Source organism: Vibrio sp. M260118 (assembly GCF_036533755.1).
GTDB lineage: Bacteria > Pseudomonadota > Gammaproteobacteria > Enterobacterales > Vibrionaceae > Vibrio.
This window is the reverse complement of record NZ_JATABG010000233.1, coordinates 1-10,655: the sequence shown is the minus strand read 5'-3', so window position 1 is coordinate 10,655 and position 10,655 is coordinate 1. Positions and strand designations below refer to the sequence as shown.

At 45.2% G+C, this 10,655-nt stretch carries 9 protein-coding genes and 1 pseudogene; 8 read left to right on the top strand and 2 right to left on the bottom strand.

Annotation, left to right across the window (positions count from 1 at the left end):
* A partial coding sequence (locus QTO00_RS13630) for a LuxR C-terminal-related transcriptional regulator (RefSeq protein ID WP_331425292.1) occupies window positions 1–494 on the top strand: 494 nt, incomplete at its 5' end.
* 58 nt (window positions 495–552) lie between these two features.
* Here QTO00_RS13630 and QTO00_RS13625 read toward each other — a convergent pair.
* Window positions 553–816, bottom strand: coding sequence for a DUF3012 domain-containing protein (locus QTO00_RS13625; RefSeq protein WP_331425291.1), 264 nt, complete (start codon window positions 814–816; stop codon window positions 553–555).
* 307 nt (window positions 817–1,123) lie between these two features.
* On the opposite strand from QTO00_RS13625, the gene rbsD reads away from it, so the two are divergent.
* The 7 genes and pseudogenes from rbsD to QTO00_RS13590 all read left to right on the top strand — a co-directional run bounded on the left by rbsD (window position 1,124) and on the right by QTO00_RS13590 (window position 8,493).
* Window positions 1,124–1,543 carry a D-ribose pyranase gene (rbsD, locus tag QTO00_RS13620; RefSeq protein ID WP_331425290.1) on the top strand — a complete coding sequence of 140 codons (420 nt, stop codon included), beginning with the start codon at window positions 1,124–1,126 and terminating at the stop codon, window positions 1,541–1,543.
* A 24-nt stretch (window positions 1,544–1,567) separates the two neighbouring features.
* Window positions 1,568–3,073: a ribose ABC transporter ATP-binding protein RbsA gene (rbsA, locus tag QTO00_RS13615; RefSeq protein ID WP_331425289.1), complete on the top strand. Its 1,506-nt coding sequence runs from the start codon at window positions 1,568–1,570 to the stop codon at window positions 3,071–3,073.
* The gene (gene rbsC / locus QTO00_RS13610) at window positions 3,070–4,053 is read left to right on the top strand and encodes a ribose ABC transporter permease (RefSeq protein ID WP_331425288.1); all 984 of its coding nucleotides are present in this window, start codon (window positions 3,070–3,072) and stop codon (window positions 4,051–4,053) included. Before rbsA ends, rbsC begins: the two co-directional genes overlap by 4 nt.
* Before the next feature lie 60 nt (window positions 4,054–4,113).
* Complete coding sequence (locus QTO00_RS13605; protein ID WP_331425287.1) at window positions 4,114–4,848, top strand: substrate-binding domain-containing protein; 735 nt, start codon at window positions 4,114–4,116, stop codon at window positions 4,846–4,848.
* Between the two features lie 139 nt (window positions 4,849–4,987).
* Window positions 4,988–5,815 (top strand): annotated as a pseudogene (gene rbsK / locus QTO00_RS13600) (ribokinase); the annotation flags it as partial.
* Between the two features lie 29 nt (window positions 5,816–5,844).
* The gene (locus QTO00_RS13595) at window positions 5,845–6,846 is read left to right on the top strand and encodes a substrate-binding domain-containing protein (protein ID WP_331425286.1); all 1,002 of its coding nucleotides are present in this window, start codon (window positions 5,845–5,847) and stop codon (window positions 6,844–6,846) included.
* Window positions 6,847–6,948: 102 nt separating this feature from the next.
* A complete protein-coding gene (locus tag QTO00_RS13590) occupies window positions 6,949–8,493 on the top strand; it encodes a DUF3369 domain-containing protein (RefSeq protein WP_331425285.1) in 1,545 nt (514 codons plus the stop codon).
* A 27-nt stretch (window positions 8,494–8,520) separates the two neighbouring features.
* On the opposite strand, the gene QTO00_RS13585 is transcribed toward QTO00_RS13590, so the two are convergent.
* On the bottom strand, window positions 8,521–10,479 hold the full coding sequence (locus tag QTO00_RS13585; RefSeq protein ID WP_331425284.1) for a PAS domain-containing sensor histidine kinase: 1,959 nt from the start codon (window positions 10,477–10,479) through the stop codon (window positions 8,521–8,523).
* Between the last annotated feature and the right edge of the window lie 176 nt (window positions 10,480–10,655).

The window sequence follows — 10,655 nt, the reverse complement described above, 5'->3', positions numbered from 1 at the left end:
ATTACCACTATCTGGACGACACTAAGTTTGAATCGTACAACCATGCAAAAACGATCCACCACGAGCCAGTAAAAGAGATAGTATTTAACTGCCCAAATGATGCACCTTCAAGCCAGCTTTTTAAGTGGCGTAGTTTAGTCGGTGTGTTTTATGTCGATGATGAAGTATCTCTGCTACTGAAAGGTATGGAGAAGATCATGAACGACGAAATGTGGTTGTCGCGTAAAGTCGCACAAGATTATATTGAGCATTTTCGCTGCGCAAACACGGTGACTACGTCTCAAGCTTATGCCAATTTGACCAAACGCGAGAAAGAGATCATGCGCTTACTTGGGTATGGGGCGTCAAACATCCAGATTGCGGAAGAACTTTTTGTTAGTGAAAACACGGTAAAAACTCACTTGCACAATATTTTTAAGAAGATCAACGCCAAGAATCGCTTACAAGCTTTGTTATGGGCCAATAGCAACATTGCGTTGGAAGAGCGGGTTTAACAGCAAGGCTATCGAAAAAGGTTAGGCTTCGGGCTGACCTTACGTTTTCTAAATCCGGTTAAAAAACACAGTACTGGGCGAAGTTTTTGGCATCATTCGCACTCCAGTCACCTTTTGGTTTTTCTTTTAACTCATTGCACCAACTCTCGCTGCCTACCGCGTCGAGTAGGACACAGTACTTGGCGTAATCTATTGCATTTTGCCCAGTCCATTTACTCTTTGGTGTCTCTGTCATTTCGTCACACCAAGCCTGGGTCCCTATTTCCTTCTGGCAACCGCTTAAAGTAACGAGAGCTAGCACAATTAGAGCCGTTTTTTTCATATCAAAATCCAACTATTAAATCGTTATGCCACTATAGCGAAAAATGACAAGTAGTACGTATTTTTGCGGCAAAATCTGGTTAGAATCACCCATCGAAACGTTTCGACGGGTGATCGTTGTCACTCTAGAGAGTGAGAAATGCCTCGCAAAGAAGATCAGTTTCACACTCTCAATATCAGGGTATCGAAATTTAAATGCGGCAGACTATTATGCTATCGAAACGTTTCGATGAGTTTTCTGTCAATACAAATTTAGTTGGGAAATGAAGCTCATCGTACGATAAAAGCATTATTGAAAGGTCGACAAAATGAAGAAAAGCACCCTTATAAATTCAGAACTTTCTTACCTAGTGGCGACGCTAGGTCATACCGACGAAATCACAGTCTGTGATGCCGGCCTGCCAATCCCTAACGAAGTACAACGTATTGATCTAGCCTTGACTCACGGCGTACCTTCTTTCTTGGACACTGTACGTGTGTTGCTATCCGAATCTCAAGTTGAGAGTGTGATTGTTGCTCAAGAGTTTGCCGATGTCAGCCCAAGTCATCACGATGCATTAATTAAAGAGCTTGCTGCGGAAGGTGAGCGAAATGGTAAGCAGATTGCAGTGACTTATGTTGCTCACGAAGAGTTTAAACAAAGAACATTTAATAGCCGAGCTGTTGTTCGTACCGGTGAATGCACGCCGTATGCGAATGTTATCTTCCAAGCAGGTGTGGTCTTTTAACCCGTACGACGATAGGGAAGAGTTATGACTCAAGCCATTCTTCAACTCAGCGCGATTGAAAAAGCTTTTCCGGGGGTTAAAGCTCTGGATAAAGCCAGTCTTAATGTGTACCCAGGCCGAGTTATGGCTTTAATGGGGGAAAACGGCGCTGGCAAATCAACGCTAATGAAAGTGCTTACCGGTATTTACACTAAAGACTCAGGCACGATTCACTACCAAGGTGAAGCCGCCGCATTTAAGGGGCCAAGAGACTCGCAGCAAGCTGGTATTAGCATTATTCACCAAGAGCTTAACTTAATCCCAGAGCTAACCATTGCTGAAAATATCTTCCTTGGTCGCGAATTTACTAGCGCCTTTGGTGGGATTCAGTGGGGTAAAATGTATGACGAAGCGGACAAGCTACTTGCACGTTTAAACGTTAAACACAGTTCTAAAACCTCGCTAGGCGACCTGAGTCTAGGCGAGCAGCAGATGGTCGAAATCGCTAAAGCGCTCTCCTTTGATTCGAAGGTCATCATCATGGACGAGCCAACGGATGCGCTGACTGATACAGAAACCGAGTCTCTGTTCAGTGTGATCAATGAACTGCGTGATCAAGGCTGTGGCATTGTTTACATCTCTCACCGCCTAAAAGAGATCTTTCAAATTTGTGATGACATTACTGTGCTGCGTGATGGAAAGTTTATCGGTGAGTGTCAAGTGACCGACACCGATGAAGATGGCTTAATCGAGATGATGGTAGGCCGTAAGCTTGATGAGCAGTACCCACGCATTGACGTCCGCCATGGTGAAACCTGCTTAGAAGTGGTTGGCTTGACAGGTTCTGGCGTTAACGATGTCAGTTTTACTCTTAAGCGCGGCGAAATCCTTGGTGTTTCTGGGCTAATGGGCGCAGGTCGCACGGAGTTGATGAAGGTGATTTACGGCGCGCTGCTAAGCGAACGTGGCGTAATCAACCTAGAAAGCAAAACCATTAATCCGATCAGTCCGCAAGATGGCCTATCTAACGGCATTGCTTATATCTCTGAAGATAGAAAAGGTGACGGCTTAGTGTTGGGGCTCTCGGTCAAAGAGAACATGTCACTTTGTTCCCTCGATAAGCTAACCAAAGGTGGTCGTATTCAACATGGGGAAGAGGCCCTCGCTGTTGAAGATTTCATCAAGCTGTTCAACATCAAGACGCCAACCCGAGACCAGATAATTGGCAACCTTTCAGGCGGTAACCAGCAGAAAGTGGCGATTGCCAAGGGTTTAATGACCAAGCCGAAAGTTCTGATTCTGGATGAGCCAACTCGCGGTGTTGATGTAGGCGCGAAGAAAGAGATCTACCAACTGATCAACAAATTTAAAGCCGATGGTATGAGCATCATTCTTGTCTCGTCGGAAATGCCCGAAGTGTTAGGCATGAGCGACCGCATTATTGTGATGCATGAAGGTCGAATAAGTGGCGAGTTTGATGCGAAAGACGCCGACCAAGAGAAATTACTCGCCTGTGCCGTAGGCAAAAAGATTAATGAGGAAGCAGCATGAGTACCAATACCATGAGCAAACCAACACAAACGACCAGCAAGAAGCTGTTGAGTAAAGAGTGGTTGATTGAACAAAAATCATTGATAGCTTTGCTGTTTTTGATTGTTGTCGTGTCATTCTTGAATCCTAACTTTTTTACTGTCGACAACATTCTTAACATCCTACGCCAGACCTCGGTCAATGCCATTATTGCAGTGGGTATGACGTTGGTGATTTTAACCGCAGGTATCGATCTAAGTGTCGGCTCTGTTCTGGCACTATGCGGTGCATTTGCTGCGAGTTTGATAGCGATGGAAGTGCCGGTGCTTATTGCCGTGCCGACTGCGCTTGTCGCCGGTGCCGCGTTAGGTGCGATAAGCGGCATTATTATCGCGAAGGGTAAAGTGCAAGCTTTCATCGCAACGCTTGTGACTATGACACTACTGCGTGGTGTCACTATGGTGTATACCGACGGTCGACCAATCTCTACTGGCTTTACTGACACAGCAGATGCATTTGCTTGGTTCGGTACAGGTTACGCATTAGGTATCCCTGTTCCAGTTTGGCTAATGGTTATTGTATTTGCGGCTGCTTGGTACTTACTAAATCACACTCGTTTTGGCCGCTATGTGTATGCCTTAGGTGGTAACGAATCAGCAACTCGCCTATCAGGTATCAACGTAGACCGCGTGAAGATTGGTGTTTACGCAATCTGTGGTCTGCTTGCTGCGCTTGCCGGCATCATCGTCACTTCACGTCTGTCATCTGCACAACCGACTGCGGGTATGGGCTACGAGCTTGATGCTATTGCGGCGGTTGTACTTGGCGGCACCAGTTTGATGGGTGGTAAAGGCCGAATTATGGGCACGCTAATCGGTGCGCTGATTATCGGCTTCCTCAACAACGCGCTAAACCTACTCGATGTATCCTCCTACTACCAGATGATCGCAAAAGCAGTGGTAATCCTACTTGCGGTACTGGTAGACAACAAAAACAAGTAAATCATAACTAAATCGAGCCAAGTGACGTGTCTTGGCTCACCCTACACAAGGACTGAGAAAATGAAAAAACTAACGACTCTTATCTCTGCTGCACTACTTTCGTCAACGGTTTCTGTCGCCGTACAAGCTCAGGATACGATGGCCATCGTGTTGTCTACGCTAAACAATCCTTTCTTCGTTACGATGAAAGATGGTGCTGAAGCAAAGGCCAAAGAGTTAGGTTATGACCTAATTGTATTAGACTCGCAAAATGACCGTGCAAGCCGTGGTGAAGTGGTCAGCCACATTGCTTCTGACAACGTAGTGGGCGGCGAAATGGCCGGTAACTACATCGTTGAAAAAGTGGGTATGAAAGCAAAAGTTATCCAACTGGAAGGAATCGCGGGTACATCTGCGGCACGTGAACGTGGTGAAGGCTTCATGAATGCGGTGAAAGGTAGTGAAATGGAGGTGCTTGCGAGCCAACCGGCTGACTTCGACCGTACGAAAGGTCTAAACGTGATGGAAAACTTGCTAGCGGCTAACCCAGATGTACAAGCGGTATTTGCGCAGAACGATGAGATGGCACTAGGTGCACTTCGTGCAGTTCAAGCATCTGGTAAAGATGTGATGATTGTTGGCTTCGATGGCACTGATGACGGTATTGCAGCGGTTAACCGTGGCAAGCTTTCCGCGACGATTGCACAGCAACCTGACTTAATCGGTGCTTTAGGTATCGAAACCGCTGACAAAGTACTGAAAGGTTCTCAGGTAGAAGAGTACATCCCAGTACCGCTAAAAGTTGTGACTAAGTAACCGACAACAAACTTTGTCCTTCTCCCTTTTTAAATCTGTCGTTTAGGGGAGAAGGGCGAATAGCAATGATCTTTATGTTAGAGCTTATTGCTATTGTACCAGCCTGAATGAACACCTTTTTATCCCGGCTGGTAATCCTAACTATCAAGTTATCCCAGGTGGTAAAGGCGCAAACCAAGCGGTTGCAGCAGCGCGCTTGAACGCAGATACCGGCTTTATTGCTTGTGTGGGGGACGATGCGTTCGGCATCAATATTCGCGAAAACTTCAAGATGGATAACATCAATATTGCTGGCGTTAAAATGGAACCCAATTGCCCTACGGGCATTGCGATGATTCAAGTTTCCGACAGCGGTGAAAATAGCATTTGTATCTCTGCTGAAGCGAATGGCAAGCTAACAGCTGAAGCGATAGAGAGTGATTTAGAGCAGATTCGCTCAGCCAAGTATTTACTTACCCAGCTAGAAACGCCCATGTGCGGCATTGAGAAAGCAGCGCAAGTTGCGAAAGAGGCTCGTACTAATGTGATTCTAAACCCAGCGCCAGCGCGTCCGTTGCCAGATGAGCTGCTTGCATGTGTTGATGTCATTACACCGAACGAGACAGAAGCCGAAGTGCTTACTGGCATTACAGTGACAGATAATGATAGCGCACAAGAAGCGGCAAACGAGCTGCATCGCAAAGGTATTGAGATCGTTATGATCACATTAGGTGCCAAAGGTGTGTGGCTAAGTGAAAACGGTCGTGGCGAGCTAATCCCAGGTTTTAAAGTTGATGCTACAGATACAACCGCTGCTGGTGATACCTTTAATGGTGCACTAGTCACTGGTTTACTGGAAGATTTACCTTTAAAATCAGCGATAATCTTCGCGCATGCAGCTGCGGCTATCTCTGTGACCCGTTTCGGTGCCCAGACCTCAATTCCGAATAGGGAGGAAGTCGACGCTTTCTTAGCAGAGCGAAGTTAACCTCTGGCCACGATCAAGGAGAGAATGACATGGCGACAATGAAAGATATCGCAAAACGCGCGGGTGTATCCACGTCGACGGTGAGTCATGTCATCAATAAATCCCGTTTTGTTAGCGAAGAGATCTCGGAGCGCGTCAACAATGCTGCACGAGAGCTCAACTATCGTCCCTCCGCATTGGCCCGCAGCCTCAAAGTTAATCGTACTAAAACCATTGGCATGCTTGTGACTACTTCAACCAATCCGTTTTTTGGTGAGGTTGTAAAAGGTGTTGAGCGCAGTTGCTATCATCAAGGCTACAGCTTGATTCTTTGCAACACCGAAGGCGACCATGAGCGGATGCGGGAGTCGATAAATACACTTTTGCAGAAAAGAGTCGATGGCTTAATTCTAATGTGCTCTTCATTGGAAGGAGAGCGCCTAGAGGTGTTCGAACAATATCAAGATATCCCAGTCGTAGTCATGGATTGGGGCCCTATGCTGTTTACTAGTGATAAGATCCAAGATAATTCGCTGCGTGGCGGATATCTAGCTGCTAAACATTTGATTGAATCAGGCCATAAGCATATTGGTTGCATTACAGGCCCTTTAGTTAAGCATCAAGCTCAAATGCGTTACGAAGGCTATAAGCGTGCTCTCAATGAGCAAGGGCTAGAGTTTAAAGCCAATTGGATTGTTGAGTCTGATTTTGAGTGTGAAGGTGGCTACGAGTCCTTTAATAAGATGTATGACCGAGGCGAGTTACCAAGCGCAATTTTTGTCTGCAATGACATGATGGCGATGGGGGTGCTTAATGCCGCCCATGAAAAAGGGGTTAGCATTCCTGAGGATCTTTCCATCATTGGCTACGATGATATCCATATCGCGAAATTTATGAGCCCTGCGTTAACCACTATTCATCAGCCGAAGTACCGACTGGGTAAAGCGGCTGTCGAGGCATTACTGAATAAGCTAGATGGCCATTCAAATGATACTGAGGTAGTTCAACTAGAACCAACGTTAGTGAGCCGAGCCACTGTACGCAAAGTTTGACCGCTATTTGATAAAGCACGTAAGACTAATGGGTAAGTAGCAATTGCTTGCGGATCTGTGCTAAACCTAAATAGTGAACCGGTATGTTATTTAAGGTGATAAATGGATTTATTTGCTGACCAACGAGATCAAGAAAAACCGCAGAGTAACCAACCTGCTGAGCTTGATTGTTCTGAACCTTGGACAGTACTGCTTGTCGATGATGATGTTCAGATGCACCAAGTTACACGGCTGGCGCTAACGGGCTTTCGTTTTGATGGACGAAAGCTCAACCTTATTTCTGCGCATTCTGGACAAGAGGCTAGGCAAATTTGCCAGCAGAGCAACAATATCGCTTTAGCCTTAGTCGACGTGGTGATGGAAACAGAACATGCTGGTCTAGAGCTGGTTAAGTTTATTCGCGACGATTTAGATGACAGATTAATGCGGGTTGTGTTACGGACAGGTCAAGCTGGCCAAGCGCCTGAAGATATTGTCATCCGCGAATATGAGATTGACGATTACAAAGAGAAAACAGAACTTACCACCCAAAAGTTAAAAACCTTACTCTACTCAATGCTGCGTTCTTATCGAGATTTATGTTTGATCGAGCAACAAAAACTGGGATTGCGCAAGGTTATTGAGTCATCTGCAAAAGTACAAAACACCTCGACGCTCAAAACCTACGCTTCTGCTGTTCTCGAACAACTCACGTCTTTATTGCAATTGGAAAAATCCGCTTTCTATTGTGTCGTTAAACCTCGCCCAGATGGTGAAGCAACGCGAGCTTTGACCATTGCAGCAACAAGGGAGTACGTTGACTGTTATAGCGAATGTGCGTTTAACAAACTGCCGGAACTGGTCTCTATGCGTTGTCAGAAAGTGTTGAACGAGAGGCATTCACAACACTTCGGTGACGCGTTTGTACTTTACACCAATGATGAGCAAAATGTAGATAGTCTTTTGTATGTTAACTTTCAGAAAGATATGTCTGAACTTGATATTCAATTGCTCGAAATCTATATGCAGAATATAGGTTTAACTTTTGAAAATCTTAGCTTGCTATTAGACATCAAAGATACTTCAAAAGAGCTGGTATATAGCCTCGCAAACGCAGTAGAAGCGCGAAGCCGTGAAACCGGCGCCCATGTTCAGCGTGTTTCTCTGATCTGTGAAAAGCTCGCACTTTTGTATGGTTTGAGCGAAGACGAAGCCAATATGCTGAAGCATGCTTCGCCTCTCCATGATGTCGGTAAAGTGGCCGTGCCTGACTCGATCTTACATAAACCAGGCAAACTCGATAAGCACGAGTGGGATATCATGAAAAAGCACGTCGATTATGGCGTAGAAATTCTTAGCCGTTCAAAACGCCGTTTGATAGTTGTAGCAAAAGAAATTGCCGCCTATCACCATGAAAAATGGGATGGTACGGGCTATCCTAATGGGTTGAAAGGTGAAGATATTCCAATTAGTGGTCGTATTGCCGCATTGGCGGATGTATTTGATGCGCTTGGTGCTAAGCGAAGCTATAAAGAGCCTTGGAGCGATAAAGATATTAAGGCTGAAATCCTCAATCAAAGAGGCCTCCACTTCGAACCTAAGCTCGTCGATTTACTTGTTGATCATTGGAATGAATTTATCGAGATTCGTAACTCGTTGCCTGATTAGGGTCAACAGACCCTAAATCAATCATTTTTATATGTGATACTCAAACTCGTGCCCAGGCTCATCGCTGATGGGCAAGTTCTTTGGTAGCGTGAGTTCGAAATGGACACCTTCACCCGGTGCTGAGTTAAATACCAGATCACCTTTCAGTTTTTGTTTCACTAAGTTAAACACTAAATTTAAACCTAACCCTGATCCACCTTTACCGCGTTTGGTAGTATAGAAAGGCTCAAATACTTTGTGATGAAGCGAGGCTTCTATACCGCTGCCATTGTCATGATATTCGAATACCATCATGTCGCCATTTTGGTGGAAAGCAATGGTTATTTGTGGTGAACCTTGCTCGTGGAACGCATGGTTAATACTGTTCATGATCAGATTCGAAATGACCTGAGTCAGCACCCCCGGCAGGCTGTTCATTGTTGTGTTGGTATCGCCCTCAAGTACAGGCACGACAGGCACCTTTCGGGTTTCGGGGTGGACACTAGCGATCAGCGCATCTAATACCTGATACACTTGAAATTGGCTTCGACTCTCGGAAACTTGGTCAACGGCCGTTTGCTTGAAGTCTTTGATGAGTTTTGCCGCTCTATTGAGATTGTGTTCGAGCATCGTTGTGCTTTCAGACATCCTCTCCATCAGTGACTTAAATTGGTCCGTGGTGAGAGTTTGGTTAGCAAAGGCTTGATTGGCTTCTTCTGTTACGTCACGAATCACAGACGTTGCAGTAACCGCGATCCCAAGTGGCGTGTTAACTTCGTGAGCAACCCCAGCAACCAACCCACCGAGCGCCGCCAACTTCTCAGATTCAACCAGTTGCTCTTGTGCATGTTTCAATTGATCCATGCTTTGTTTGAGATCTAAGGTACGAGTTGCCACCGTGTGTTCGAGATTTTGGTTAAGCTCTTCAAGTTTTAGTTGAGTCAGTTTTAGCTCAGTTATATTTATTGCGGTGCCGCGGAACCCTAGGAACTTATTATCTTTATAGCGAGCGTTGGCTTGAAACATCAAGTGTTGCTCAGACTGATTTAGATTAATGGTTTCTTCGCATCTTGAGAATGAGTTTTGCTGCTGAATGTTCTTATGGAGCTGGTTACAGTGACTTAGCGCTGCAAGGTCACTAAGTTTAGGGGTGGTGTGATGTTCAATAGTCAATGCCTCTTTCATGCAATCGGAGCAATAGATGAGCTCATTATGCTGATTGGTCTCCCACATCCAATCAGTTGATATGAGAGCAAATTCCTTGAGGCGCTCTTGCTCTTGTTTAATGTTGTTGTAGAGTAGCGTAACGTTATTGGTGATCTTATTCGCCTCTTCGCCAAGCCAGTCAAGCTCATCGTTTTTTTCAGAAATCCATGCTTGGTGCTCAAGAACTAAAGGCTCCGCTGGATGAAGAGGGTTGTACTTCCTTAAGTACTGAGCGATGTAGAAAATCCTTTGGTTGATACTGCGGTGGAAAACCATCAATACCAGTAAGCAAACCAGCAGTGTTTTGGCCGAGTTGAGTAGTAGCGTGCGCACAGCTTGCCATATCAGATAGTTGTATATCTCCTGCGCATTAGATTGCATGTAGAGTTGACCAATTTGTTCTACTTTACCGCTGTCTGGATGTTTATAAAGCAAGGGGTACTGCTTGTTTATCGCATTGACCGTGACCATTTTTCCAGACTCAAAATTGTAGCCTCCCGTTTCGACCTTGAGGAAATCAATTTTCGATAGATTTACCAAACCATTTATCTCTTGTTGCAGTGATTGCAAGTCAAAGTTCCACGCAGAAGAAGCGAGTAGCGGAATGTGAATATCACGGATCTCGAGTTGCCGTTGGTTAACGGTATCGAATTCTTTTTTATAATCCCAAGAAAGCTGTAATAGTGTGGTGAAAATAGTGATCAGGCCACTGAGGAGTACCATGATGAGAATGATGCGCCGACCGATGCGACTATATAAGGGGCTTTGGAGGCTGTCTTCTATTTCTTGGCGACGTGTCATATTGTTAAATCAATAGTTTATTTTTGAGTATAGACCTTAGAGTTTCTTTTGATAATAAATAACGGCTTTGTTGCGTAATTCGATGGAACTAAATCAAGAAACTACGATCTGAGCGGCTACGCCCATCAATCGTCGTAGCCTCATGCCTAAACCTCGTTACAAAACAACTAACTGGA

Excerpts from the sequence above, each read along its gene's own strand:
- QTO00_RS13595 (WP_331425286.1), top strand. The coding sequence starts at position 5,845 with ATGGCGACAATGAAAGATATCGCAAAACGCGCGGGTGTATCCACGTCG.
- rbsD (WP_331425290.1), top strand. The coding sequence starts at position 1,124 with ATGAAGAAAAGCACCCTTATAAATTCAGAACTTTCTTACCTAGTGGCG.
- rbsA (WP_331425289.1), top strand. The coding sequence starts at position 1,568 with ATGACTCAAGCCATTCTTCAACTCAGCGCGATTGAAAAAGCTTTTCCG.
- QTO00_RS13585 (WP_331425284.1), bottom strand. The coding sequence starts at position 10,479 with ATGACACGTCGCCAAGAAATAGAAGACAGCCTCCAAAGCCCCTTATAT.
- QTO00_RS13590 (WP_331425285.1), top strand. The coding sequence starts at position 6,949 with ATGGATTTATTTGCTGACCAACGAGATCAAGAAAAACCGCAGAGTAAC.
- QTO00_RS13625 (WP_331425291.1), bottom strand. The coding sequence starts at position 816 with ATGAAAAAAACGGCTCTAATTGTGCTAGCTCTCGTTACTTTAAGCGGT.
- QTO00_RS13605 (WP_331425287.1), top strand. The coding sequence starts at position 4,114 with ATGAAAAAACTAACGACTCTTATCTCTGCTGCACTACTTTCGTCAACG.
- rbsC (WP_331425288.1), top strand. The coding sequence starts at position 3,070 with ATGAGTACCAATACCATGAGCAAACCAACACAAACGACCAGCAAGAAG.